General features: G+C 71.4%; 22 protein-coding genes. 12 read left to right on the top strand and 10 right to left on the bottom strand.

The genetic code is table 11. From position 1 onward, the window contains the following. Positions 1-2: 2 nt before the first annotated feature. Complete coding sequence (locus ACNNMR_RS00345) at positions 3-791, bottom strand: DeoR/GlpR family DNA-binding transcription regulator (protein WP_419992417.1); 789 nt, start codon at positions 789-791, stop codon at positions 3-5. A gap of 183 nt (positions 792-974) precedes the next feature. Here ACNNMR_RS00345 and ACNNMR_RS00340 point away from each other — a divergent pair, with 183 nt between their 5' ends. From ACNNMR_RS00340 to ACNNMR_RS00320, 5 genes are all read left to right on the top strand, one after another. Beyond that, positions 975-1,862 (top strand): SIS domain-containing protein, encoded by an 888-nt coding sequence (locus ACNNMR_RS00340; protein WP_419992416.1) that lies wholly within the window; start codon positions 975-977, stop codon positions 1,860-1,862. Between the two features lie 5 nt (positions 1,863-1,867). Continuing rightward, a complete protein-coding gene (locus ACNNMR_RS00335) occupies positions 1,868-3,037 on the top strand; it encodes a Gfo/Idh/MocA family protein (RefSeq protein WP_419992415.1) in 1,170 nt (389 codons plus the stop codon). After that, complete coding sequence (locus tag ACNNMR_RS00330; protein WP_419992414.1) at positions 3,034-3,837, top strand: glucose 1-dehydrogenase; 804 nt, start codon at positions 3,034-3,036, stop codon at positions 3,835-3,837. The genes ACNNMR_RS00335 and ACNNMR_RS00330 overlap by 4 nt, the downstream gene beginning before the upstream one ends. Continuing rightward, a complete protein-coding gene (locus ACNNMR_RS00325; protein ID WP_419992413.1) occupies positions 3,834-4,787 on the top strand; it encodes an EamA family transporter in 954 nt (317 codons plus the stop codon). The genes ACNNMR_RS00330 and ACNNMR_RS00325 overlap by 4 nt, the downstream gene beginning before the upstream one ends. A gap of 213 nt (positions 4,788-5,000) precedes the next feature. Further along, positions 5,001-5,504, top strand: a complete 504-nt coding sequence (locus tag ACNNMR_RS00320) for a hypothetical protein (protein WP_419992412.1) — start codon at positions 5,001-5,003, stop codon at positions 5,502-5,504. Positions 5,505-5,507: 3 nt separating this feature from the next. Here the strand turns inward: ACNNMR_RS00320 and ACNNMR_RS00315 are convergent, their stop codons facing one another. Continuing rightward, a complete protein-coding gene (locus ACNNMR_RS00315) occupies positions 5,508-6,437 on the bottom strand; it encodes a phosphotransferase (protein WP_419992411.1) in 930 nt (309 codons plus the stop codon). Positions 6,438-6,448: 11 nt separating this feature from the next. Beyond that, positions 6,449-7,387: an AraC family transcriptional regulator gene (locus ACNNMR_RS00310; protein ID WP_419992410.1), complete on the bottom strand. Its 939-nt coding sequence runs from the start codon at positions 7,385-7,387 to the stop codon at positions 6,449-6,451. A gap of 81 nt (positions 7,388-7,468) precedes the next feature. On the opposite strand from ACNNMR_RS00310, the gene ACNNMR_RS00305 reads away from it, so the two are divergent. Continuing rightward, positions 7,469-8,317, top strand: a complete 849-nt coding sequence (locus ACNNMR_RS00305; protein ID WP_419992409.1) for an SDR family oxidoreductase — start codon at positions 7,469-7,471, stop codon at positions 8,315-8,317. Here the strand turns inward: ACNNMR_RS00305 and ACNNMR_RS00300 are convergent. Genes ACNNMR_RS00300 through ACNNMR_RS00285 form a run of 4 tightly spaced genes read right to left on the bottom strand, consistent with a single transcriptional unit; the run spans position 8,302 to position 11,824 of the window. Next, complete coding sequence (locus tag ACNNMR_RS00300) at positions 8,302-9,120, bottom strand: ABC transporter permease (protein ID WP_419992408.1); 819 nt, start codon at positions 9,118-9,120, stop codon at positions 8,302-8,304. The genes ACNNMR_RS00305 and ACNNMR_RS00300 overlap by 16 nt on opposite strands. A 5-nt stretch (positions 9,121-9,125) precedes the next feature. Continuing rightward, positions 9,126-9,950 (bottom strand): ABC transporter permease, encoded by an 825-nt coding sequence (locus ACNNMR_RS00295; RefSeq protein ID WP_419992407.1) that lies wholly within the window; start codon positions 9,948-9,950, stop codon positions 9,126-9,128. Further along, positions 9,937-10,962 (bottom strand): ABC transporter ATP-binding protein, encoded by a 1,026-nt coding sequence (locus ACNNMR_RS00290; RefSeq protein ID WP_419992406.1) that lies wholly within the window; start codon positions 10,960-10,962, stop codon positions 9,937-9,939. Before ACNNMR_RS00290 ends, ACNNMR_RS00295 begins: the two co-directional genes overlap by 14 nt. A 4-nt stretch (positions 10,963-10,966) precedes the next feature. After that, positions 10,967-11,824: a glycosyltransferase family 2 protein gene (locus tag ACNNMR_RS00285; RefSeq protein WP_419992405.1), complete on the bottom strand. Its 858-nt coding sequence runs from the start codon at positions 11,822-11,824 to the stop codon at positions 10,967-10,969. A 151-nt stretch (positions 11,825-11,975) separates the two neighbouring features. Between ACNNMR_RS00285 and ACNNMR_RS00280 the strand changes: the two genes are divergently transcribed. Then, positions 11,976-12,788 carry a phytanoyl-CoA dioxygenase family protein gene (locus ACNNMR_RS00280; protein ID WP_419992404.1) on the top strand — a complete coding sequence of 271 codons (813 nt, stop codon included), beginning with the start codon at positions 11,976-11,978 and terminating at the stop codon, positions 12,786-12,788. On the opposite strand, the gene ACNNMR_RS00275 is transcribed toward ACNNMR_RS00280, so the two are convergent. Further along, entirely contained in the window at positions 12,772-13,536 is a 765-nt protein-coding gene (locus tag ACNNMR_RS00275; protein ID WP_419992403.1) for an SDR family oxidoreductase, read from the bottom strand. The genes ACNNMR_RS00280 and ACNNMR_RS00275 overlap by 17 nt on opposite strands. A gap of 114 nt (positions 13,537-13,650) precedes the next feature. Here ACNNMR_RS00275 and ACNNMR_RS00270 point away from each other — a divergent pair, with 114 nt between their 5' ends. Both ACNNMR_RS00270 and ACNNMR_RS00265 read left to right on the top strand, forming a co-directional pair. Further along, entirely contained in the window at positions 13,651-14,967 is a 1,317-nt protein-coding gene (locus ACNNMR_RS00270) for an aspartate aminotransferase family protein (RefSeq protein WP_419992402.1), read from the top strand. Between the two features lie 131 nt (positions 14,968-15,098). Continuing rightward, the gene (locus ACNNMR_RS00265) at positions 15,099-16,358 is read left to right on the top strand and encodes a DUF3472 domain-containing protein (protein ID WP_419992401.1); all 1,260 of its coding nucleotides are present in this window, start codon (positions 15,099-15,101) and stop codon (positions 16,356-16,358) included. A gap of 89 nt (positions 16,359-16,447) precedes the next feature. On the opposite strand, the gene ACNNMR_RS00260 is transcribed toward ACNNMR_RS00265, so the two are convergent. Beyond that, complete coding sequence (locus ACNNMR_RS00260; protein WP_419992400.1) at positions 16,448-17,965, bottom strand: FGGY family carbohydrate kinase; 1,518 nt, start codon at positions 17,963-17,965, stop codon at positions 16,448-16,450. A gap of 89 nt (positions 17,966-18,054) precedes the next feature. Between ACNNMR_RS00260 and ACNNMR_RS00255 the strand changes: the two genes are divergently transcribed. Then, a complete protein-coding gene (locus ACNNMR_RS00255; protein WP_419992399.1) occupies positions 18,055-20,142 on the top strand; it encodes an MDR family MFS transporter in 2,088 nt (695 codons plus the stop codon). Here ACNNMR_RS00255 and ACNNMR_RS00250 read toward each other — a convergent pair. Further along, entirely contained in the window at positions 20,117-22,477 is a 2,361-nt protein-coding gene (locus ACNNMR_RS00250; protein ID WP_419992398.1) for a phosphoketolase, read from the bottom strand. The genes ACNNMR_RS00255 and ACNNMR_RS00250 overlap by 26 nt on opposite strands. Before the next feature lie 118 nt (positions 22,478-22,595). Between ACNNMR_RS00250 and ACNNMR_RS00245 the strand changes: the two genes are divergently transcribed. Beyond that, on the top strand, positions 22,596-23,978 hold the full coding sequence (locus ACNNMR_RS00245; protein WP_419992397.1) for a glutamate decarboxylase: 1,383 nt from the start codon (positions 22,596-22,598) through the stop codon (positions 23,976-23,978). Between the two features lie 10 nt (positions 23,979-23,988). After that, positions 23,989-24,900: a glutaminase gene (locus tag ACNNMR_RS00240; protein WP_419992396.1), complete on the top strand. Its 912-nt coding sequence runs from the start codon at positions 23,989-23,991 to the stop codon at positions 24,898-24,900. Positions 24,901-24,913: the final 13 nt, after the last annotated feature.

Raw genomic sequence — 24,913 nt, 5'->3', positions numbered from 1 at the left:
GATCAGGCTTGGATGACGTTCACGCCCCGCTCCTCGAAGGCCTTGGCCTTCTCCGGCGCCCGGGAGTCCGTCACCAGCGTGTCGATGGCGCTGATCGCGCAGATCCGCGCGAAGGCCTTGGCGCCGAGCTTCGTCGAGTCCGCCACCACGATCAGGCGGCCGGCCTGCTCGGCGAGCAGTGCGTTGGTGCTCGCCTCGTGCTCGCTGCGCGCACTCGCGCCGCGGTCGGCGTCCACCGCGTCCACGCCCAGGAAGGCGATGTCCAGGCTGATCTCGCGCAGGATGTGCCCGGCGAGCGGGCCCACGAGCTCGTACGAGAGCGGCATCGCGACGCCGCCCGTCGTCACCACCTTCACGTTGGGGCGGACCGCGAGCTCGTTGGCGATGTTCAGGGCATTGGTGACGATCGTGACGACCGGGGCGTCGCCGGGCTCGGAGTCGGACCAGTCGCTGCGGGTGGCGAGCGCCCGGGCGACGCCGGTCGTGGTGGTGCCGCCGTTGAGGCCCACGACCATGCCGCGGTCGACGAGCGCGGCCGCGGCGCGGCCGATGCGCTCCTTCTCCGCGGAGTCGCGCACGGACTTGTAGCGCAGCGGAAGGTCGTACGCGACGTCGTTGGGGGTGGCCCCGCCGCGGGTTCGGATCAGCAGCCGCTGCTCGGCGAGCTGGTCGAGGTCGCGGCGGATCGTGGCCGCGGAGACGTGCAGCTCCTTGGCCGCCGCCTCCACCTCCAACTGCCGCTGCTCGGTGAGCAATCGCAGAAGCTCACTGTGTCGTTCGTACCGGTTCACCCTCGCTGCACCTCTCTCCTGGCCCGTATGGGCGTCCTGCCAGGACCTACAGCATCCCATCGGGTGCCGCAGAAGCCACTCCTGACCTGCATAACTGGACGTTCTGTGCTTGAAGCTGTTTGAAAGTCTCGCCTAGCATGCATAATCAATCACCAAAGCAACCGATGCACCCGGGAGTGGTACATGCATCACGTCGCGAGAGAGCTCGCCAACCAGCCCGAATGCTGGCAGCGGGCCGCCGCCATCGCCGCCGATCGGGCCGGGGACCTGCCCCACGCGGGGGAGCGCACGGCCTTCGTCGGCTGCGGCACCTCGTACTTCATGGCCCAGGCCGCCGCGGCGCTGCGGGAGAGCGCGGGGCTCGGCGAGTCCGACGCGTTCGCGGCCTCCGAGTTTCCCGCGGGCCGCCGCTACGACCGGATCGTGGCGTTCACGCGGTCGGGCACCACCACGGAGGTGCTGCGGCTGCTGGAGCAGGTGCGCGGCACCACCCGTACGACCGCCATCACCGGCGATCCGGCCACCCCCGTGATGCAGTCCGCGGACGACGTCGTGGTGCTGGACTTCGCCGACGAGCAGTCGGTCGTGCAGACCCGCTTCGCCACCTCGGCGCTGACGCTGCTGCGCGCCCACTTCGGCCTGCACAGCGACGCCGTCATCGAGGACGGCGAGGTCGCGCTCGTGGAGCCGCTGCCGCAGGCGCTGCTCGACTGCAAGCAGTTCAGCTTCCTCGGCACCGGCTGGACGGTGGGCCTCGCCAACGAGGCGGCGCTGAAGATGCGGGAGGCGTCGCTGTCCTGGACGGAGGCGTACCCAGCCATGGAATACCGGCACGGCCCGATCTCCATCTCCACCGCCGGCACCGCCACCTGGATGCTCGGCACCGCCCCCGACGGCCTGGAGGGCGAGGTGCACGCCACCGGCGCCCACTGGGTGACCGGCGGCCTCGACCCCCTGGCGGAGCTCGTACGGATCCAGCGCCTGGCCCTCGCGCTCGCCGAGGCCCGCGGCCTCGACCCGGACGAGCCGCGGCACCTGTCCAGGTCCGTCATCCTCAGCCCGGTGGCCTGACGCCGATGACCGAGCTGCGGATCGGAGCTATAGGCCTGGGACTGCGGCGCAATCTGGCGGCCGCCGCGCGCGATGCCGGCGCGCGGCTGGCCGCCGTCTGCGACCTCGACGAGGGCGTGCTGGCCCAGGAGGCGGAACGCCTCGGGGCGGGCATCGCCGAGACCGACTACCGGCGGCTGCTGGACCGCGACGACCTGGACGCTGTCCTCGTCGCGACCCCGGACCACACGCACGCGCCGATCACCATCGACGCGCTGCGGGCGGGCAAGGCCGTGTACCTCGAGAAGCCGATGGCGACCACGCTCGAGGACGCCGACGCGGTGCTGCGGACGGCGTACGAGACCGGAAGCCGCCTCTATGTGGGCCACAACATGCGGCACATGGGCGTGGTGCGGCTGCTGCGCGACCTGGTCGCGCGAGGCGACATCGGCCGGCCGCGCAGCGTGTGGATCCGGCACTTCGTCGGCCACGGCGGCGACTTCTTCTTCAAGGACTGGCACGCCGAGCGCGCCAAGGTGAACAGCCTGCTGCTGCAGAAGGCGGCCCACGACCTGGACGCCATGCACTGGATCACCGGCGGCTATACGTCGGCGGTGCAGGCGATGGGCGGCCTGACCGTCTACGGCGACCTGCCGCGCAGGGCCGAGGGCGAGCCCAAGGCCGCCGACTGGTGGGACCGCGCCCACTGGCCGCCCGCCGCCCAGCAGCCGCTCAACCCCGTCATCGACGTCGAGGACCTCTCCCTCCTCAACCTCCGCCTGGACAACGGCATCCTGGCGTCGTACCAGCAGTGCCACTACACCCCCGACTACTGGCGCAGCTTCACCGTCATCGGCGACGCGGGCCGGCTCGAGAACTTCGGCGACGGGCCAGGGGATGTCGTACGGGTCTGGAACGCAGGGCGCGCCGCCTATGACCCGCACGGCGACGCCGTCCACCGCATCCCCGACGCCGAAGGCGGGCACGGCGGGGCCGACGCGAAGGGCATGGCCGAGTTCCTCGCCTTCGTACAGGAAGGTGCCGCCACCGACACGTCCCCGGTCGCCGCCCGCATGGCAGTGGCGGCGGGCGACCTGGCGACCCGGTCGCTGCGCGACGGCGGCGCCACGGTGGCCGTGCCGCCGCTCGACCCCGACATCCAGGCGTACTTCGACAATGGGCAGGTGAAGAAGTGACGGACACCTTCGACCTCTCCGGCCGGACGGCGCTGGTCACCGGCGCGGCGGGCGGCATCGGCCGGGTGATCGCCGCTCAGCTGGCCGCCTCCGGCGCCGCGGTGGCCGTGACGGACATCGACGCCGCCGGGGCCGCCGCGACCGCGGAGGAGATACGTAACGCCGGGCACATCGCGCTCGGCCAGGGCATGGACGTCACCGACCGCGACAATGTCGAGGACGTCTTCGCCGCCGCGGCCGCCGAGTTCGGCCGGCCCGTGGACGTGCTCGTGAACAACGCGATCGTCGCGTGCCCGGTGCCGCCGAAGTTCCACGAGGCGCCGATGGCGCTGTGGGAGACCGACCTCGACGTGATCGTCAAGGGCGCCGTACGGTGCGCGCAGACGGCGCTGCCGACGATGATGGAGCGGGGGACCGGGGTGATCGTCAACATGGTCTCCGTCAACGCCTTCGCCTTCTACGGCCACCCCTCCTACAGCGCGGCCAAGGCAGGCCTCGTCTCCCTCACCCGCTCGCTCGCCGTCGAATACGGCGGCCACGGCATCCGCGTGAACGCCATCAGCCCGGGCACCATCCGCACCCCGGCCTGGACCGAGCAGATCGAGAAGAACCCCGCCACCTTCGACGCGCTCAAGCAGTGGTACCCGCTCGGCCGCATCGGCGAGCCCGAGGACGTCGCCGCCGCGGTGTGCTTCCTCGCCTCGGACAGCGCCCGCTGGATCAGCGGCTCCGTGCTCGGCATCGACGGGGCGCTGACCGCGGGGAACGGCGTCATGGCGCGGTCGGTGGAGGGCAGTTGACCGGCGGCACCGACCAGGCGCAGCGGTTGCGCGGCGGGCTCGCCACCACCGGAACGGGCACCGGCACCGTCGCGCTGCTCTCCGCCGCCCTCGCCGCCCTCCTCGCCGGGACCTGGCTGCTCTCCGGCGCGCTCGCGGACACCGCACCGCCGATGGCGGTGGCCGCCGGGCGCACCGGGTTCTGCTTCGTGACCCTGCTCGCCGTCGCGGCGGCGAGCGCCTCGGGGCGGGCGGGTGTGCGGACGGCGGCCGCCCGCCCGGGGACGGCGGTGCTGCTCGGCTTCCTCGGGTTCTTCGCGTACGCGGCGGGCACCCTGGCGGCGATGCCGCTGATCGGGACGTCCCGTACGAACCTGGTCGTGGCGCTGCTGCCCTGCCTGTCGTTCCTCCTCGGCGTCGCCTTCTTCCGGGAGCGGGGTGGCGCCAGAAAGGCGCTCGGCACGGCGACCGCCGCGGCCGCCGCCTTCGGGTACGCGGCGGTGAACGGCGGCGCCGCGGGCGGGGACACGTCGACCGGCGACCTGACCCTCGGCATCGGCCTGGCCTTCGGCTCGACGCTGGGCTTCGCGCTGTACGGCTTCGTCTACCGCTCGCGGCTGTCCCACGTCACGCCGCTGGCGGCGCTGCCGGTCGTGCTGGGCCCGGCGACGGTGATGCTGCTGCCGCTCGCGCTGCCGGTGCTCGGCGAGGTGACGGCAGGGGAGTGGCTGGGCATCGCGGTCCTCGGCGTGGTCGTGTACGCACCCGCGTACGTCGTCCAGCACCGCCTGATCCTCCTGCGCGGCCCCCTGTTCACCGCGGCGGTGACGCTCATCGTCCCGTTCCTGGTCCGCCTCAGCGGCTGGGGCCTAGGCCTGGAAACGGCCCCCGGCGCCCTGGAACTGCTGCTCCTCGCGGCCTGCTCCGCCGGAATCTGGCTGGTGGTCTCGCGCCCCGCGCCTGCGCGTTAGTACTGTTTCCGGTGATGCCGGAGAGGGGGCGGTCGGACGGTGGGACGGGCGCGCTATGGGGCCGGGGTGGTGGCCTTGGTGGGGGTCGCTGTCCTCGTATGGCTGCTGGTACGGCCTTCGGGCGGCGACGGTGAAGCCGAAGGAGCTGCCTCCGATCCAGCCTTCTCCATTGCCCCGGGATCCTCCGGGCGGCCGGTGACTCCGACGACACCTGTGCCGGAAAGCTCCACCGAGACGCGCCTCAGCCTCTTCTCGTTCGGAGGTCTGTGCCGGGAGCAGGCAGAGCCGGTCGCGCGGGCAGCGCGGGTGTCCTCGTCGGGGCCGCACCCCCTGGTCGTCCATGTCAACGAGCTGCTGCACCAGTTCAAGGCCCCCGGCGGCTACGGCCGCGTCGATCCGTTCACGCCGTTGCCGGAGCGAGTGCAGCTCGTCGCCTGCGCGCGCTACGAGGGGCGGGGCAAGCTGCTCAAGAAGTGCCGGTACAAGTCGCCCGTCGAAGCGGGCCGGGAGATCTCCCATTACGAGGGCCGGTATGCGGTACGGATCGTAGAAGCCCGCACTGGCCGCCAGCTCGCCACCCACCGCATGTCCGCCCGTACCTCCGCCACCTGCACCCCGTACGTCAAACGCGGCGCGGACGCCCATCAGGTCGACCCGCCGGGCGACGCCGCGCTCCGGAAATTCCTCGGTCCGTATGCGCGCGGCGAGAAGCCCTGATGGTCATCCGACGGCGTCGGACAATTCCTCGTACAGATCCTGCAGTGCGGTGTGATCGTCATCGGTGCCGGTGTGGGGAGCGGCGAACCAGCGCGCGTACTCGGCGATCTCGGAAAGCCGCCAGTCCAGCGCGAACAGCTCGACCATCGCCGGATCGGGGTCCAAACCCGCACCCGCGCCGGCAGCGAGCAGATCGGCGTAGTCGCGCTCGCGCGGCGCGAGGGCCAGCGACTCCCAGTCGACGAGTTTGAGTCCGCAGGCGCCCACCACCTGGTTGTCGCTGTGCGGCTCACCATGGGTCGGCACCCAGTGGTCGCGGCGGCTGTGCGCGATGTCGGCCAGCTCCAGGTAGCGGCTGGTCCAGCGTTCGATCGCGTCAGAGCGTGCGGCCAGCGCGCTCCGCGCCTTCGCTGCCAGCGGGCCGGACGTCCAAGGCTGGGCGACGCGAGCGCGCAACTCCTCGGCGAACCCTGGGCCGACCCGCGGCGCCCAGGACGGCAGGCCGTCCGGAGGGACGGCGCGATGCAGGTCGGCGAGTGTGGTGGTGATCGCGCGGACGTGTGCTGGCCGGCGGGCTTCGGCTGCCGTCGGCGAGCTTCCCTCCAGCCACGGGGTCACGCTGAGCGCACCGGCTGCCCCGAGATCGATGGTGAAGCGCCCGGACCGTGCGGCCAAGGGCGCGCACACCGTGTCCAGGCCGCCGTCGGCAAGTGCGGCAGCCCCCTTGTACGCGGCCTCAAGCGAAGTCGCCGTATGCCGGGGCGCCAGCTGGTCCAAGGTGACGAACAGGGCCTGACCACGGCCATTCACCCGCCAGTGATGGGCACCGAACCCCCAGGGCAGGTAGTCGACTTCGGTGACCGCGGGCAGCCAGTGCGTAGCGACTGCCCTTGCGATCACCGCGTCGCTGATGAAGGACGGGCGGGAGCGCACAAGATCTGATCCTAGGAGGCGTGCGGGGCGTCGTCACGCGGGTTTCTGTGGTCGCTGGGGCGGGTGCCGCGTATCCGCTTGAAGGCCACGCTCAGGGCGAAGGCGTTGGCGTAGCCGACCTTCCTCGCGATCGTGCTCACCGTCTGGTCGGTCTCGCGCAGCAGGTCCGCGGCCAGGGCGACCCGCCAGCCGGCGAGATAGGCCATCGGCGGCTCGCCGACCAGTGCGGTGAACCGCCGGGCGAGCGCCGCCCGCGACGCGCCCGCCTTGGCCGCCAGCTCCGCCACCGTCCACGGGTGGGCGGGTGCGTCGTGCAGCAGGCGCAGCGCGGCACCCACGAGCGGGTCGTCGAGGGCGCGGCACCAGGCCGGGGCGTTGGCGTCCGGGTTGTCGAACCAGCCGCGCAGCGCGGAGACCAGCATCAGATCGAGCATCCGGTCCAGCACCAGCTGCTGTCCGGGCCGGTCTCGGGTGACCTCGTCGGCCAGCGTCTCCACCGACGGGTAGGGGCCGTACGAGGCCGGCACCACCAGCACGGCGGGGAGCGCGTGCAGCAGCCACTCGCTGAGCTCGCCCCGGCGCTCGAACGCACCGCTCACCAGCACATCGGACCCGTCGTCCGGTGTCCCGCAGGTCCTGGCAGGGCCGGACTCGACGCCCTCCGCTCCCGGGCAGTAATCGGCGCTGGTCACCACCAGCGGGGGAGTGGCCGCCGGATCGTCCGCCACCGTGTACGGCGCGTCCCCGCGGACGACGGCGATGTCACCGGGGCCGATGGACACCGCCTCCTGCTCGTCAGTAACGATCCACGCCCGGCCACGCAGCATCGTGGCCAACGTCAGCGGTGCCCCACTGGCCATCCGCAGCGCCCACGGCGGCCGCGCGATCGTCTGCCGGAAGACGGCACCACGCGCCCGTACGCCCGCAAGCACCTCCGACACGGCGTCCATGCTCACCAGCGTAGACGAGCAGACATCGGACAGAGCTTCACAGCCATGGATCGTCTCAGCATCCCTGGGTTGACTGAAGTCATGACTGAACAGCGAATCCTGGTCACCGGAGCGACCGGCAAGTCCGGTCGCCGCGTCGTCAGCCGGCTCCGAGCCAAGGGAGTGCCCGTACGCGCGGCGTCCCGGCAAGGCGAGCACGTCTTTGACTGGACCGACCGCGGCACCTGGGACGCCGCCCTGGACGGCGTGCGGTCCGTCTACATCGTGCAGCTGGACGGCACGAAGCTGGTGCGCCCGTTCGTGGACCGGGCCGCGGCGCACGGAGTACAGCGGATCGTGCTCGCCTCCGGACGCGGGATCGACAATCCCGACTACGCGCAGGACAGCAGCGGCATCCTGGACGGGCTGCACGACAGCGAGGCCGCCGTACAGGAGAGCGGCCTGGAGTGGACGATCAGCAGGCCGGGCTGGTTCGCGCAGAACTTCAGCGAGGGCTTCTTCGCCGATGCCATCCGCGAAGGCGAGCTGCGGCTCCCCGCCGGCGATGGGGCGGCCAGCTTCGTCGACGCCGAGGACATCGCCGCGGTGGTGGTCGCCGCGCTGACCGAGGACGGGCACGCCGGCCAGATCTACGAACTGTCCGGACCCAGGGCGGTGACCCTCACCGACGCGGTCGCCGCGATCTCCGAGGCCACCGGCCGCGCCATCCGCTACCAGCCGCTCTCCGTCGAGGACTACATCGCCGAACTCGTACAGCAGGGTCTGCCCCCGGCCGACGCCAAAGCCTTCGCCGACGTCATCGAGCCGCTCAGAGAGGGCACGGACGCCTACGTCTCCGACGGCGTGCAGCGAGCCCTGGGCCGCCCACCACGGACCTTCGCAGACTTCGCCGCCGCCACCGCATGGCCCTCGGATCACCCGGCGCCCTGATAGCGCCGCAGCCCTGCCCGCCACACCAGGGCGGCGACTCCCGCGGTCGCCGCCCCACCGACGACCACCAGCGCCATACGGGCGGCCACCTCCCAGCCACCCGCGCCGAGCGCCAGCGTGGGGTAGTAGCTCAGCAGCCCGAACGGGAGCACAAAGGTGAATAGCAGCCGCACCGCGTTGTCGTAAAGCGTCAGCGGGAACTTCGCCAGCTCCGCCGTATTGCCCACCAGAAAGGAGACGTTGTTCTTCTCGGCGCCGTCCCAGAAGACCAGGCTGTTGGTCACGAGATTCAGCGCGCCGACCACCACCACACCATTGAGGACGGCCACGACGAGCACCACCACCGCGACAGCACTCACCTCGTATGCCCCATGCCCCGCCGCGGCCCAGAGCAGCACCGAGCCGAGCACCACATCCCCAGCCCCCGCCGGATTCGCACGCAGGGTGCACAGCTGCAGCAGCGGCGACACCGGTCGCGTCAGCAGCTGATCCAGCTCGCCGCGGGCGACCAGATGGCGCAGCTCCCACACCCCGTCGAGGAACATCACGCACAGCCCGCGCGGCATGATCGCCAGGGCATACGTGACGGCAAGCTGCCACATCGTCCACCCGGCGATGTCCGGCACCTGCCGCAGAATCAGCCACACCGCCCCGAACCCGGCGGCATGCAGGCACAGCGCCCCCAGCAGCCCGATGGCGAAATCCGCCCGGTACTCCAGCTGCGCCTGGAAGCGCATGCGATACAGCCTGGCGGCGGACGCCAGATAGCGGCGGGTGGGCTCGGCCGCGGACAGCACCGGCACGGCGATCAGCCCCCGTTCACGGTGAGGCGGCGGCGCGCGCCGCGCCACAGCACCGCGGTCAGGAGGACGAGCGCGCCGACCCAGGCGGCTTGCCGCGCCAGGGCGAGAAACGCGTCCGCACCGGCGAGCTTCCCGAGATAGAGCTGCGCAGGCGTCGACACGACAGCGCTGAACGGCAGCCACTCGGTGAGCGCACGCAGCGGCCCGGGGAAGAGCGCGAGCGGCACCATCGCCCCCGCGAGGAAGTTCGTGATCGCCTGCCGGGCCAGGATCAGCCCGTACGCGCTCTCCGTCCAGAAGCAGAGCAGGCTGGTGAGGAAGCAGATCAGCGCATTCACCGCGATGCCGGCCGCCGCCGCGAACACGAAGAGCACCGCCCCCGCGAGCGATACGGGCGGCAGCACGTGCAGCACCGCCGCGCCGATGACCGCCGCGCCCGCCAGCGCCCCTGCCGTCTCCAGCGTCGCCGCGCCGAAGGCGCGCACCAGCTGCATCGCCGGATAGCCGAGCGGCCGCACCAGGTCGAGGGCGACCTGCCCGGTGCGTACATCCTTGTGCATCTGCATCTCGACCCGGAAGGAGAGGATCTGCCCGAGCGCGTACGAGACGAGGACGTAGGTCCGCATCTCGTCCCAGGTGTAGCCGCCGATCTGCGCGGAGCCGGCGAAGATGGAGCGCCAGAGATAGAAGAGGACCGTCGCCCAGACGACATTGCTGGCCAGGTCCACGAGGACCGCCCGGCGGTACGCCATCGCCTCCTGCAGCGCGGACAGATAGACGGCGGCGTACGGGCGGCGGGGCGCGGGGCGGATGCCGCTAGCCGCGGACACGGGCGGCGCCCTCCTGTGTCTCGTACAGCGAACGGATGATGTCCTCGATCCCGGGCGTACCCACCTGAATGTCGTCGACGTCCTCGGCGCCGAGAGCCTCCATGGCCCAGGAGATGACCTGCGGAGTGGCCAGGTCGCTCTGGTCGTACGCGATCCGCAGCGTGTGCGTGTCGACCTGCTCGACCTTGGCGCGGCCCGCGAAGTCGAGGGCGGCCGGGTCGAGGCGGGCGTGGCCGCGGACGGTCACGGTGCGGCCCGTCCCGTATTCGGCGCGGAGGGCGTCGAGCGGCAGGTCGAGGAGGATCCGGGCCCTGTCGATGAGCACGATGCGGCTGCACAGCGACTCGACATCCCCGAGGTCGTGCGAGGTCAGCAGCAGCGTCGTACCGCGCTCCCGGTGCTGCCGGGCAAGGAATTCGCGCAGCCTCGCCTTCACCGACACGTCCAGCCCGATCGTGGGCTCGTCAAGGAACAGCACCGGCGGCGCGTGCAGCAGCGCCGCCGCCACGTCGCACTTCACCCGCTGGCCGAGGGAGAGCTGCCGCACCGGCCTGGCCAGCACGTCGGTGAGGTCGAGCAGCTCGATCAGCTCGTCGAGACGGGCGGTGAAGTCGCGCTGCGGCACCAGGTAGATGTCGCCGAGCAGCCGGAAGGATTCGCGTACGGGCAGGTCCCACCACAGCTGCGTGCGCTGGCCGAAGACGACGCCGATGTTGCGGGCGTTGGCGGTGCGGTCCGCGTACGGGACGACGCCGGCGACCGTCAGCTCACCGGAGGTGGGGGTGAGCACGCCGGTGAGCATCTTGACCGTGGTCGACTTGCCGGCGCCGTTCGGGCCCACATAAGCGACGCTCTCGCCGGGTGCGACGGTGATGTCGATGCCGTCGACCGCGGTGCGTTCCTCGTACGCGCCGCGCACCAGGTGGCGCAGCGCGCCCCGCATCCCCGGGCGCTTCTTTGCGATACGGAACGTCTTGGTGAGTCCGCGGGCCGCGATGATGTCCTCGGCCACGCGGTCAGTCCGCGGCGCCGAAGTCGCCGCTGACGTCCTCGCCGTGCAGCGTGCGGGCGCGGTAGGAGAGGGCGAAGATCTGGTGCGGCGGGGCGTCGGCCAGGTCGGCGTCGACGTTCTCGCCGGCGAGGATCCGCTTGGCGAGCTGCTGGGTCGCGGCGTCGTAGACATCGGGGTGGTGGTCCACGATGGTGGCGCGCAGCTCGAGGTCGCGGTGGCGATTGCGGGCGAACAGGCCGTCGGTGGACGTGCGGTAGTGGTGCAGCGGCTCGGGCACGGTCGTCATGTGCCCGCCCTGCTTGCCTACGGCCACCCAGAAGTCCCAGTCCTCGTAGGCGGGCATCGCCTCGTCGAAGCCGCCGGCCCGCTCCCAGGCGGTGCGGCGGAACATCGCGCAGTACGGCGCCGCGTCGATGGCGGTCGAGGTCGCGAAGTCATACGGCGGGTACTCCCAGACGCGGCGCTCCACGCCGAAGGACCGCAGGTAGGGGCGGGCGACGTCGGCGCCCGGCGCCGCCTCCAGCGCCGCGGAGAGCTTGGCCAGTGCGGTGGGTGCGAAGTAGTCGTCCGCGTCCAGGCAGGCGACGTAGCGGCCGCGGGCGAGGGATATCCCGGCGTTACGGGCCCGGCCCAGGCCGCGGTTGCGGGTGTGCAGCAGCGTGATGTCGAGGTCGTCGTGTGCGTCCGCGAAGGACTGGGCGACGGCGCGGGTGGCATCCCGGCTGCCGTCGTCCACGACGATCAGCTCCCAGTCGACGAGGGTCTGGCCGCGCACGCTCTCCAGCGCACGCGGCAGCAGCGCCGCGTAGTCGTAACAGGTCACGACGACCGACACCAGTGGACTGCGGGCTCGGCTGGGCATCCGGCCTCCCTTGCTTGGGCGTTGGCAGCGGCAGTGTACATCGCTGGTGTGCGAAGTTGCTCGAAATATTGACCTTGCGCGCATGATTGGACACCGCTAATGATTGGTCCTGCACGCACGTCCTGATCGATCCGAGAGCCCGAGGTAGGTCATGGGGAGCGACACGCACCCGCTGAACGCGGCGCAACTCAAGCAGTTCGAGGAGGACGGCCATCTCGTGCTGCCGGCCTTCCTCCCGCCCGGACTCGTCGACCGGGTCAAGGCCGAGGCCGACCACTGGGTGGACTCGGGCCTGCGGGCGGCGTCCATAGCGGCGGCCGTCGACCCGTCGACGCACGGCCTGCCCCCGGTCATGGAGCTGGAGCTCCCCGCCCACGGCGAACTGCTCACCCACGAGCCGCTGCTGGCGGCTCTGGAGCAACTCCTGGGCCCCGGCTTCGGCTTCCACCACCTGCACAGCGACCGCCGCCCACCCGGCTCCCCGGGCAAGGACTGGCACCACGACTACGAGCGCGACGCCACGACCGGCGGCGAGCCCCCGCGCGCGTACACGATGGTGCACGCGCTGCACTACCTCGGCGGGCTCGACTCCGAGGTCGGCGGCCTCGCGCTGCTCCCCGGCTCGCACCGGGAGACCGCGCCGAAGGACGCCCGCGCCCACCTCGGCACGGCCGAGCTGCCCGGCGAGATCTTCCTCGGCGAACTCCCGCCCGGCTCCACCGTCCTGATCCACTCCGCGCTCTTCCACACCCGCCGCGCGGCCCCCGGCGGCGACCGCCGCGAGCGCTACATGGCCGACGGCTCGTACTGCCAGGCGGGCGCGCGCTGGCGCCCCGTCAAGCCGTACTGGCGGCACATGCTCGCCCGCGCCCGCGAGCTGGGCCTCGGCGGGACGCGGTGGCCGGACCTGTTCGCCGACCACCACTTCGCCGAATACGAGGCCGCGCTCAGCCGCGGCCGATGAGCGGCATCGCGCTCGGCATGACGGTGACCGACTGGACGTTCACGTCCACCGGCAGCTCCGCCATCGCCACCACCATGTCGACGACATGCCGGATGTCCATCGTCGGCTCCACCCGCCGGCTGCCGTCCGGCTGCAGCACCTCCGGCTGCGGCCGGTCGGCCGGGGTGACATTGCCGATGTCGATCTGGCCGCAGGCGATGCCGTGCGCCCGGCCGTCGAGCGACAGCGACCTGGTCAGGCCCGCCACGGCGTGCTTGGCGGCGGTGAAGGCGATGGAGTCGGGGCGCGGGGTGTGCGAGGACGGCGCGCCGTTGTTGATGATCCGCCCGCCCCGCGGGTCCTGCGCCCGCATCGTACGGAAGGCCTCGCGTGAGCAGAGGAAGGTGCCGGTCGCGATGGAGTCCATCACGCGGTGCCAGTCGGCGGCGGCGACGTCCTCGGTGGGGATGTACGGCATGGTGTCGGCGGCGTTGTTGAAGAGCAGGTCGACACGGCCGAAGCGGTCGCGGACGGCGGCGAAGAGGGCGGTCACGGCGCGCTCGTCGGTGATGTCGGCGGGAAAGGACACGGCGTTCTTGCCGTGCCGCGCGCCGGCCAGCTCCGCGGTCTCCTCAAGGGGCGCGTGGCGCCGCCCGACCAGCGCCACCGACCAGCCGCGCGCCAGCAGCCCGAGCGCGCAGGCCCGCCCGATGCCGCTGCCCGCACCGGTGATGACAGCCGTCTTCTCGCCGCCGGTCTTCTCGCCCATCGAGGGCCTCACTTTCACTTTTCCTGCCAAACAGGGAGGTTACGGACGGGGAGTCTCGCCGCGCCGCGCTCCCGCTGTCAACACGTAACCGCAAACCGCCAGAAGGGTCGTCCGATGGACTTTCCGCAGAGCAAGGCGCTCTTCGAGCGCGCACACGGCGCACTCGCGGGCGGCACCAGCTCGTCGTCGCGGATCACCACGACCGGGTCCGCACCGCACCCGCTGTACTTCGAATCGGGCGCGGGCGCTCGGGTGCGCGACGCCGACGGCAACGAGTACATCGACTACCTCCTCGCGTACGGCAGCGCGGTGCTCGGCCACGCGAGCCCGCAGCTCGCGGACGCACTGACCGGGGTGCTGAAGACCGGCACGATGTTCGGCACCTGCAACGTCCCGGAGATCGAGCTCGCCGAGAAGATCTGCGAGCTGGTGCCCTGCGCCGACCTGGTCCGCTACGCCAACTCCGGCTCGGAGGCGGTGCAGGGGGCGGTGCGGGCGGCCAGGGGCTTCACGGGGCGTTCGGTGATCGTGAAGTTCGAGGGCCACTATCACGGCTGGTCGGACACGCTGGGCGTATCGACGAAGGTCGCGGCGGGTGAGACCGGCCCGTACGAGACGCCGCACGCGGTGCCGCAGTCGCGCGGCATCCCGGACGGCGTGGTGAACGACGTGGTGGTGTGCCCATGGAACGACATGGAGACGCTCCGCGCCGTACTGGACGCGCACGAGGGCCGGATCGCGGCGCTGATCTGCGAACCGATCGTCGCCAACAACGCCTGCACGCAGCCGCTCCCCGGCTACCTCGCCGCCCTCCGCGAGGAGTGCGACCGCCGCGGCATCCTCCTCATCTTCGACGAGGTATGCACCGGCTTCCGCGTCCACCCGGGCGGCGCCCAGGCGCTGTTCGAAGTGACCCCCGACCTGGCGGTCTTCTCGAAGGCCCTGGGCGGCGGCCTCCCCATCGCCGCCTTCGCGGGCCGCCGCGACATCATGGAACAGGTAGGCGCCAACCGCACAAAGCACGGCGGCACGTACAACGGCTCCCCGCTGTGCGCCACGGCCGCCCTGACGACGCTGACCGAACTCGCCGACCCCGCCGTCCAGTCCCGCATCGACACGGCAGGCCACCAGATCCAGGAGGCCATCCGCCGCTCCGCCCACGACCACGGCGTGCCATGCGTCGTCCAAGGCGTAGGCGCAATGTTCCAGGTCATCTTCGGCCGCACCACCCAAACCCACCACTACCGCGACCTCTTCGAAGCCGACCTGGCCCGCTACGAACGCTTCCGCCACGAACTGCTGCTACGCGGCATCCACGTGAATGTCTACGGCTTGGCCTGCTGGTTCGTCTCCGCCGCCCACGGCGACGACGAGGTAGCAGCGACGTGCGCCGCGGTATCGGAGTCGATCGCGGCGCTGGCCGCTGCATGAGCACGCGCGCCTGGGTGGCCTGACCGAACCTCTTGTGCTGGCCATGTCACTGTAGACATGATGTTCGCGCACTGAGTAATTCTGCTTGTAGAGACGTTAGTTCAAGCATCTCCATGCATGAGAGGGAGCGCATGAGGCAGAGGATCAAACATTCGCGGCGGCGGTGGGCGCGCGGTGTCGCGGCTGTTGCGGCGACGGCGGCGCTGGCGTTTGCGGTGCCGGGGGCTGCGGCCGGCGCGCAGGTTGCCGACGCGGCGGCCGCAGCGCCGGCCGCAGCGGCGGCCGAGGACATCGGGCAGACGCCCGGTACGTACACCTACTACGGCTTTCCGGCCGAGGAGACGGGGCTGGAGTCCGTTACCTGGTCGACGACCGTCAACAGCGACCCGGGGCATCGGTCGAATGTCTTCTGGAGCCACCAGTTCGGCTTCAACAAGGGCAACGGCGCGTACATCGGCATGCAGACCAACGGCGGCGAGGAGCGGATGCTGCTCTTCTCCGTCTGGGATGTCTTCGAGTGGAAGCCGGGCAGCGAGGGCAGCTGGTGCCAGGCCTTCGGCGGCGAGGGCGAGGGCGCCAGCTGCCGGATGCGGTTCAACTGGAAGGAGGGGCACACCTTCAAGTTCAAGGTGGCCCATGAAGGTGACGGCTGGATGTCCGCCACCGTCACCGACGCCACCGCGGGCAAGTCCTTCAAGCTGGGCTCGATCCGCACCCCGGCCACCGCGATCAAGCCCACCGGCATGATCGACTGGACCGAGTACTACGAGTGGAACGACCCCCGCGCCACCTGCCACGACCAGCCGTTCTCCGCGGCCAGGTTCGGGCTGCCGAAGGGCGTACGCGCCGACGGCACCAAGGTCACCGGATCGGTCACCAAGACCACCAACAGCGGCAACCCCTGCGCACCGATGACCCGCACCGACACCCTCACGGGCGGCGCCGGCACCGTACAGAACCTGGCCATCGGCAACTCCGTGCGCAACGGCATCCGCACCGCCGATGGCTCGTGCATCGGCGGCAAGGGTGCCGAGCCCGGCCCCGGCAACGTCGTCGTCGCCAAGTGCGCGGGCGGAAAGGGCCCGGACGGTTCGGTCGGCTCCTTCGCCCAGTCCTGGGTGCTGGCGGCCGACGGCAGCATCCGGCTGCCCTCGGACTACTGCCTGACCGCCCAGGAGAAGACCGGCCGCGTCAGCATCGCGGATTGCGCGGGCACGGCGGCGGACGGCGCCGTCACGGACCCGGCGAAGCAGTGGACCGTCGACCGCCACAAGGGCACGGTGGTCAACAAGGCCACCGGCAAGCACCTCACCAGGACCGGCTCCACCGTGAGCCTGGGCGACGGCTCGGCTCCGAGCGCGTCCGGCTGGAGGGTGCCGGCGGCCCGCTGACCGGGCATCCACCCAAGGCCCCGTCGCTCCGGTCCACGAGAGCGGCGGGGCGCGTGCCGCGCGCTGCCGTGCGGCGCCGGCTCACCGCGCTAGCGAGCCGCCCGCAGCTCAGGCCAATGCGGCCGCACCGCATCCCGTACGGACACAAAGCCCGCGTACTGCCGCTCATACCCCTCCCGCCGCCCCGGATCCGGCGCCACCGCCCCCATCCGCCCGCCAAGCGCCTCCGCCGCATCCCCGAGCCGCCACCCCGCCGCCGCCAGCCCAAGCGCCGCGACCCCACGCGCCCCCGGCTCCGCCGCCGCCGACGGCAGCACCGTACGCCCCGTGACATCCGCAATCACCTGACACAGCAGCGCCGACCCGGCCACCCCACCGGCCAGCCGCAGCGTCGACCCCGCCCCCAGCGCGTCGAGACACTCCCGGATCGCACACGCCAGCCCCTCGTACACCGCACGCAGCAGCTGCCCCGGCGACGTGCGCACATCCAGCCCCAGCCACGCTGCAGACGCCGCCGGGTCCACGAACGGGGCCCGTTCCCCGCTCGGCGAGCCGTACGGGAGATAGCGCACCCCACCCGCACCCGGCGGCACCGCCGCAGCCAGCTCCTCGGCCGCGTCGAGCGAGACGCCGAGCGTGGCGCGTGCCCAGTCCAGGTTGGGCGCGCCGGTCATCGACGACAGGCACTCCAGCACCGAACGCCCGAGGCCAAGGGCGAGGCTGTTGCTCGTACGGTCCGCACCTGCACCCGCACCCGCGGAAGCGTGCACCCGCCCCACGAAAGCCGTCGTCCCGATCACCGCAAAGCCGTCGCCGGGCTCCAGCGCCCCCAGCCCGATCCCCGCCGCCGCGCTGTCCAGCATCCCCGTCGCGACCGGCACCCCGGCCGGCAGCCCGGTCGCGCGCCCCGCCTCCTCCGTAACCCGCCCAGCCGCCTCCCCAGGCCCGAGCACCCCCGGCAGCAGCGGCCGAAACCGCTCATGACCGAGACCCTCGAGCAGCGTCCGCGAGTACCCGGCGCCACCCAGCGCGCCGTACGTCCGTGACGCCTCCGACGCATCCGTGGCGATCTCCCCCGTCAACCGGAAGCGGATCCAGTCCTTGCAATTGAGGTGGTACGCGGCGCCAGCCACCCGCGACGGCGAGCTCACCGCCAGCTCCTCCAACAGCACCGGCAGCAGCCCGGGAAAGAGCATGGACCCCGTCATCTCCCGCAGCAGCTTCGCCCGCCCGTCCTCCTCCCACGCCGCCCCCCGTGCCGCCGCCCGCCCGTCGCTCCACAGCACCGCGGGCCCGCACGGCCTCCCACCGCCGTCGACCAGCCAGGCACCATCCCCCTGACCGGTCACCCCAACCGCGGTCACGCCGACGTCACCGGCCGCCGCGGCGGCCTGCGCCAGCCCCTCCCGTACGGCCTCCGCAACCGCCTCCCACACCGCATCCATGTCCTGCTCCGACCGGCCACTGCTCCCGTGCGCGACGGCCACCGGAACCCGCCCGATCCCCAGTTGCGCGCCGTCGTGGCCGAGCACCACCGCCTTCACGACCGACGTGCCCGCATCGATCCCGACCACGGCCGCCCGGCGGCCCCGCGAACCCTGTGACATGGCGGGCAGACTATCTCCGGCTGCCTCCGCTAACCCGTTCGGCTCACACTCCCCAGCGGCCACGCGACGCAGGCACGAGGGTGGGCCGTATGACCACCACCAGCGGCGCCGCGCCGCCCGCGGCAGAGGCGCCCGCCGCGGCGCCCCCGGTCCTCGATGTCCGGCAGCGCAATATCGTCTTCGGCACGATCATGCTCGGCGTGCTGCTGGCCGCCCTGGACCAGACGATCGTCGGCACCGCGCTGCCGACGATCGTCGCGGATCTGGGCGGCGGCGAACACATGTCGTGGGTGGTCACGTCGTATCTGCTGGCGCAGACGGTGTCGACGGCACTGGTGGGGAAGTTCGGCGACCTCTTCGGGCGGAAGCTGGTCTTCCAGCTGTCGGCGATCATCTTCATCACCGGCTCGTTCCTGTGCGGCCTGTCCGGGAACATGCTGCTGCTCATCGTCTTCCGCGCCATCCAGGGCATCGGCGGCGGCGGGCTGATGGTGACCGCGATGGCGCTGATCGCGGACGTGATTCCGCTGCGCCAGCGCGGCAAGTACCAGGGCGCGATCGGCGCGGTCTTCGGCGTTGCCACCGTCATCGGGCCGCTGCTGGGCGGGCTGTTCACCGACCACCTCAGCTGGCGGTGGGCGTTCTACATCAACGTGCCCATCGCCATCCTGGTTGTGATCGCCGCGGCCCGTAACATCCCCTCCGTACGCGCCGCCGGGCGCCCGTCCATCGACTATCTGGGCATCGGGCTGATCGCGATCGGCGCCAGCGCGCTCATCCTGGCGACCAGCTGGGGCGGCAACGAGTACGCGTGGAGCTCCGGCGTCATCCTCGGCCTCTTCGCCGCCGGAATCATCGGCTGCGCGCTCTTCGCCTGGGCCGAGACGCGCGCCAAGGAACCGATGCTGCCGATGCGGCTGTTCCGGAATCCGGTGTTCACCGTCTGCTCGATCCTCTCCTTCATCGTCGGCTTCGCGATGCTCGGCGCGATGACCTTCCTGCCGGTGTATCTGCAGTACGTGCACGGGGACTCGGCGACCGTCTCCGGCGTACGGACGCTGCCGATGGTGATCGGGCTGCTCATCGCTTCGCTGTTCAGCGGCAACTTCGTCAGCAAGACCGGGCGCTACCGGATCTTCCCCATCGCCGGGTCCATCGTCATGGGCACAGGTCTCTTCCTGCTGTCCCGGCTGTCCGTCGGCAGCAGCGCGTGGGAGCAGTCGCTGTACATGTTCGTGCTCGGCGCCGGCATCGGCCTCTCCATGCAGGTGCTCACCATCGTCGTGCAGAACACCGCCGACTACGCCGACCTCGGCACCGCCACCTCCGGCGTGACCTTCTTCCGTACGCTCGGCAGCGCCTTCGGCACCGCGGTCTTCGGCACGATCTATGCCAACACCCTCGCGCCCAAACTGCGTTCAGGGGTAGGCGCCGCCGCGCAGGCCGGCGGCGACCCCGAGACGCTCGCCAAGGCGGCGCAGAGCCCGAAGTCGCTGCACGCGCTCCCCACGCAGCAGGCGGCGCCCCTCATCAAGGCATACGCGGACGCCCTGCACACCGTCTTCCTCTGGACGGTGCCGGTCGCCGCGATCGGCCTGCTGGTGGCGCTGTTCCTGAAGCAGGTGCAGCTGCGCGACTCCGCCCGCGCCGTCTCCACCGACATGGGGGAGGGCTTCGCCGCCCCCACCGACGGCGACCCGCAGAAGCTCCTGGAGCTGGCCGTGGGCAACATCCTCGGCCGTACCGGGACCGACACCAAGCGCGCCATCATCGCCGCCTCGGGCACCAGTCTGGACTTCGGCGGCGCCTGGGCGGTGATGCGCGTGAATCAGTTCACGCGCCTGGTCGGGCATGCGCGGCTCGGCCTGATCGCGGACAGCTGCCACCTGCCGCCCGAGGTCCTGGAGCCGGTCTTCGACCGGGCCGTGGCCGACGGCTATCTCAGCCGCGAGGGCAGCTTCTACGCGCTCACCGGCGCCGGCGAGCGAGAGGCCACGAAGATCATCCAGTCCTGGACCGGCTGGCTCAACGAGGAGCTGGACCGCGACAAGGGCGCCCCCCGCAGCCCCGACGTCCGCGCCGCCGCCGACGCCATCGCCAAACGCGCCCTCGCCGAGGACCTGGCCCACGTCCCGCCCGAGCCGCCGAAGCTCAGCTCAGCCAGCGCCAGTCGGTGACCTCCGGCATATCGACGCCGTGCTCCCGGATCCAGGAGTGGTGGCGTGTACGGACATCCTCCATCGCCTGCCGCACCCCGGCCGACCGCACCGCCAGACCCGGCACGCGATCGATGACGTCCATCACCAGGCGATAGCGGTCGAGGTCGTTGCGCAGCACCATGTCGAACGGCGTCGTCGTGGTCCCGATCTCCTTGTAGCCGCGGACGTGCAGATGCTGGTGGCCATTGCGGCGGTACGCGAGGCGGTGGATCAGCCAGGGATAGCCGTGGTACGCGAAGATCACCGGCTTGTCGCGGGTGAACAGCGCGTCGTACTCGGCCGCGGTCATGCCATGCGGATGCTCGTCGTTCGGCAGCAGCCGCGCGAGATCCACGACGTTGACGACGCGCACCGCCAGCTCCGGCAGGTACTCCCGCAGCAGCTGCGCGGCCGCGAGCGTCTCCAGCGTCGGTACGTCCCCGGCGCAGGCGAGGACCACATCCGGCTCGCGGCTGCCGTCCTCTGTGCCCGCCCAGGTCCACACGCCGGCGCCGCGGGCGCAGTGCGTACGGGCCTCGTCCAGGGTGAGCCAGCCGAAGGTGGGCTGCTTGCCGGCGACGATGACGTTGACGTAATCGCGGCTGGCCAGGCTGTGCTCGGCGGCGGAGAGGAGGGTGTTGGCGTCCGGCGGCAGGTAGACCCGTACCACCTCGGGGGCCTTGTTGAGGACGTGGTCGATGAAGCCGGGGTCCTGGTGCGAGAAGCCGTTGTGGTCCTGGCGCCAGACGTGCGAGGTGAGCAGGTAGTTGAGGGAAGCGATGGGGCGGCGCCAGTCGAGGGTGCGGGTGGTGCGCAGCCATTTGATGTGCTGGTTGACCATCGAGTCGACGATGTGCACGAAGGCCTCGTAGCAGGAGAAGAGGCCGTGCCGGCCGGTGAGGAGATAGCCCTCCAGCCACCCCTGGCAGGTGTGTTCGGAGAGGATCTCCAGCACCCGGCCGTGCGGGTCGAGGTGCTCGTCCACGTCGAGCGTCTCCGCCTGCCAGGCCTTGCCGCTGGCGCCGTAGACGGCGTCGAGGCGGTTGGAGGCGGTCTCGTCCGGGCCGACGAGGCGGAAGTCGCGGCGGTCCGCCGTCGCCGCCATCAGCTCCTCCAAGTAGCGGCCGAGGACCCGCGTCGGCTCGTTCTGCTCCGCGCCCGGCCGCTCCACGGCCACCGCGTGCCGCTCCAGCGCAGGCAGCGGCAGCTCGCGCAGCAGCAGCCCGCCGTTGGCGTACGGGGTGGCGCCCAGGCGCAGGTTGTCCGCCGGGATGAACTCCAGCACCTGCTCGACCGGGCCGCCGGAGGCGTCGAAGAGCTCCTCGGGGCGGTACGAGCGCAGCCACGCCTCCAGCTGCGCCAGATGGTCGGGGTTGGTGCGGACTTCGGGCAGCGGCACCTGATGGGCCCGCCACGTGTTCTCGACCGGCACCCCGTCGACCTCGGCCGGCCCGGTCCAGCCCTTGGGCGTACGGAGCACGATCACCGGCCAGCGCGGCCGTTCGGTGGCGCCGCCCTGGCGGGCCGCACGCTGGAAGGCGTGGATGCGGTCGAGGGCGGCGTCCAGGGTGGCGGCCATCTCGCGGTGGACCGCCATCGGTTCGTCGCCGCTGACGTGGACCGGGTCGTATCCGTAGCCGCGCAGCAGCTCGTCCAGCTCCGCATCACCCAAACGGGCGAGCACCGCCGGATTGGCGATCTTGTAGCCGTTGAGGTGCAGGATCGGCAGCACCGCGCCGTCGTGCACCGGGTCGAGGAACTTGTTCGCGTGCCACGACGTCGCCAGCGGCCCCGTCTCCGCCTCCCCGTCGCCGATCACGCAGGCGACGACCAGATCCGGATTGTCCAGCGCGGCCCCGTACGCATGCGACAGCGAATAGCCCAGCTCGCCGCCCTCGTGGATCGACCCCGGCGTCTCCGGCGCGACATGGCTGGGCACCCCGCCGGGGAAGGAGAACTGCTTGAACAGCCGCCCCATCCCGGCCGTGTCCCGGCCGACATCCGGATAGATCTCGCTGTACGTGCCCTCCAGCCACGAGTTCGCCAGCACCGCCGGGCCGCCGTGGCCGGGACCCCAGATGGCGAGTGTGTCCTGGCCGCGGTCCGCGATCACGCGGTTGAGGTGCGTATAGATGAGATTGAGGCCCGGGGACGTGCCCCAGTGCCCCAGCAGCCGTGGCTTGACGTGTTCGGGCTTCAGCGGCTCCGTCAGCAGCGGATTGGCCATCAGATAGATCTGCCCGGCGGCCAGAAAATTGGCGGCGCGCCAGTGGGCGTCGAGGGACGAGAGCACGGATTCCGGGACATCGGCCATGCCCTCTTCTCTACCGCTCGCGGCGGGGGAGCGCACCTGGACATGCACGCGGGTGGCGCCGGTGCTGTAGTGGACAGCGTGATCACTCGGGGGGAGCTGCCGTTGAAAGGACGAGGCCGTGGCCCTCCACCAGACCGACGAGGCGAGCCCGCGGCTCTCCGACGACCTCTACGCGATGCCGGTCAGCGAGCGCGAGCTGGCGAAGTACCGGATGCCGGAGACGCTCTCCGATCCGCGGGCGGTCAAGGCGCTCATCCGCGACGAGCTGGACCTCGACGGCAACGCCGCGCAGAACCTCGCCACCTTCTGCACCACTTGGTCGGAGCCCGAGGTGCACGTCCTGATGGACGAGTGCCTCGACAAGAACATGATCGACAAGGACGAGTACCCGCAGACCGCGGAGATCGAGTCCCGCTGCGTGCACATCCTCGCCGACCTGTGGAACTCGCCCGCCGACGAGACCACCATGGGCTGCTCCACCACCGGCTCCTCCGAGGCCGCGATGCTCGGCGGCCTGGCCCTCAAGTGGCGCTGGCGGCAGGCCAGGGAGGCGGCGGGCAAGCCGGCCGACAAGCCCAACATCGTCACCGGGCCGGTGCAGATCTGCTGGAAGAAGTTCGCTCGCTACTTCGACGTCGAGCTGCGCGAGGTGCCGCTGGAGCCGGACGCCACCGGGCTGCGCCCGCACCAGCTGCGCGAGTACGTCGATGAGAACACCATCGGCGTCGTCGCCATCCTCGGCGTCACCTTCACCTGCGACTACGAGCCGGTGAAGGAGATCGCCGCCGAGCTGGACGCGATCCAGGCCGACACCGGGCTCGACATCCCCGTGCACGTGGACGCGGCCAGCGGCGGCTTCATCGCCCCCTTCCTCCAGCCCGACCTGGAGTGGGACTTCCGGCTGCCCCGGGTGTCGTCCATCAACGCCTCCGGCCACAAATACGGCATGGCCCCCCTCGGCGTCGGCTGGGCGATCTGGCGCACCCCCGACCTGCTGCCCGAGGACCTGATCTTCCGGGTCAACTACCTCGGCGGCGACATGGCCACCTTCGCCCTCAACTTCTCCCGCCCGGGCGGCGAGATCGTCGCCCAGTACTACAACCTGCTGCGCCTCGGCCGCGAGGGATACCGCCGCATCTATCGGGCGGCCTCCGACACCGCCCAGGCGCTCGGTGACGAGATCTCGAAGATGGGCCCGTTCACGCTGCTGTACGACGGCCGCGGCGCACTGCCGGCCGTCTCGTACAAGCTCACCGACCCGGCCACCGCGGGCTTCACCCTCTACGACCTCACCGACCAGCTGCGCCGCCGCGGCTGGCAGGTGCCCGCGTACCCGCTGCCCGCGCACCGCGACGACACCATCATCCAGCGAGTGCTGATCCGGCACGGCATCAGCCGCGACAAGATCGCGCTGCTGGCCGACGACATCCGTACGGCGGTGGAACGGCTCACCGCGGGCGTCGGCACGGGCACGCCCGAGCAGCCCGGCTTCCACCACTGAAGGGCGCGCCATGGACTTCCAGGCAGTGGTGGACCAGGTCCACAAAGAGGTCACCCCGCACATCGGGGCCGGCAAGGTCGCCGACTACATCCCGGAGCTGGCCACCGTCGATCCGAAGCAGTTCGGCTTCGCGGTGGCCACGGTGGACGGCGATGTCCACAGCGCGGGCGACGCACACACCCCCTTTGCCATCGAGTCCATCTCGAAGGTGTTCGCGCTCGCCCTGGTGCTCGGCAAGAAGGACTCCGGCATCTGGACCCGGGTGCACCGGGAGCCCTCCGGCACCCCCTTCAACTCCCTTATCCAGCTGGAGCTGGAGCAGGGCATCCCGCGCAACCCGTACATCAACCCGGGCGCGATCGTGGTCACCGACCAGCTGCTGTCGGACAGCGGCGATGCCCTGGAGGCGATCCGCTCGCTGCTGCGGGCCGAGACCGGGGACGCGGAGCTGAGCGTCGACAGCGTCACCGCCGCCTCCGAGGCCCGCACCGGCGACCGCAACCGGGCGCTGGCGTATCTGATGGCGTCCTTCGGGAACATGAAGAACCGCGTCGACGACTCCCTCGACCACTACTTCCGGCAGTGCTCCCTGGACATCACCTGCGAGCAACTGGCGAAGGCCGGACTGCTGGTGGCCCGGCACGGCGAGCGCGCCGACGGCAGCCGGCTGATGGAGCGGGAGGACGCGCGGCACATCATCGCGCTGATGACCACCTGCGGTACGTACGACGCCGCCGGCGAGTTCGCGTATCGCATCGGCCTGCCCTGCAAGTCGGGCGTCGGCGGCGGCATTCTCGCCGTCATGCCCGGCCAGTGCGCGATCGCCGCCTGGGGGCCCGGCCTCGATCCGCACGGCAACTCCGTGACCGGCGCGATGGCGCTGGAAACCTTCGTCCGCGCCACCGGCGACTCCGTCTTCTGACGGCCGCACCCAG

Source organism: Streptomyces boninensis (genome assembly GCF_048572725.1).
Lineage (GTDB): Bacteria > Actinomycetota > Actinomycetes > Streptomycetales > Streptomycetaceae > Streptomyces > Streptomyces boninensis.
This window is presented reverse-complemented; position numbering and strand designations above follow the sequence as displayed.

What these genes read in the sequence shown, in the direction of transcription:
- ACNNMR_RS00340 (WP_419992416.1), top strand. Translation starts at nt 975, where the DNA reads ATGCATCACGTCGCGAGAGAGCTCGCCAACCAGCCCGAATGCTGGCAG.
- ACNNMR_RS00335 (WP_419992415.1), top strand. Translation starts at nt 1,868, where the DNA reads ATGACCGAGCTGCGGATCGGAGCTATAGGCCTGGGACTGCGGCGCAAT.
- ACNNMR_RS00310 (WP_419992410.1), bottom strand. Translation starts at nt 7,387, where the DNA reads ATGGACGCCGTGTCGGAGGTGCTTGCGGGCGTACGGGCGCGTGGTGCC.
- ACNNMR_RS00305 (WP_419992409.1), top strand. Translation starts at nt 7,469, where the DNA reads ATGACTGAACAGCGAATCCTGGTCACCGGAGCGACCGGCAAGTCCGGT.
- ACNNMR_RS00285 (WP_419992405.1), bottom strand. Translation starts at nt 11,824, where the DNA reads ATGCCCAGCCGAGCCCGCAGTCCACTGGTGTCGGTCGTCGTGACCTGT.
- ACNNMR_RS00280 (WP_419992404.1), top strand. Translation starts at nt 11,976, where the DNA reads ATGGGGAGCGACACGCACCCGCTGAACGCGGCGCAACTCAAGCAGTTC.
- ACNNMR_RS00275 (WP_419992403.1), bottom strand. Translation starts at nt 13,536, where the DNA reads ATGGGCGAGAAGACCGGCGGCGAGAAGACGGCTGTCATCACCGGTGCG.
- ACNNMR_RS00270 (WP_419992402.1), top strand. Translation starts at nt 13,651, where the DNA reads ATGGACTTTCCGCAGAGCAAGGCGCTCTTCGAGCGCGCACACGGCGCA.
- ACNNMR_RS00265 (WP_419992401.1), top strand. Translation starts at nt 15,099, where the DNA reads ATGAGGCAGAGGATCAAACATTCGCGGCGGCGGTGGGCGCGCGGTGTC.
- ACNNMR_RS00260 (WP_419992400.1), bottom strand. Translation starts at nt 17,965, where the DNA reads ATGTCACAGGGTTCGCGGGGCCGCCGGGCGGCCGTGGTCGGGATCGAT.
- ACNNMR_RS00255 (WP_419992399.1), top strand. Translation starts at nt 18,055, where the DNA reads ATGACCACCACCAGCGGCGCCGCGCCGCCCGCGGCAGAGGCGCCCGCC.
- ACNNMR_RS00250 (WP_419992398.1), bottom strand. Translation starts at nt 22,477, where the DNA reads ATGGCCGATGTCCCGGAATCCGTGCTCTCGTCCCTCGACGCCCACTGG.
- ACNNMR_RS00240 (WP_419992396.1), top strand. Translation starts at nt 23,989, where the DNA reads ATGGACTTCCAGGCAGTGGTGGACCAGGTCCACAAAGAGGTCACCCCG.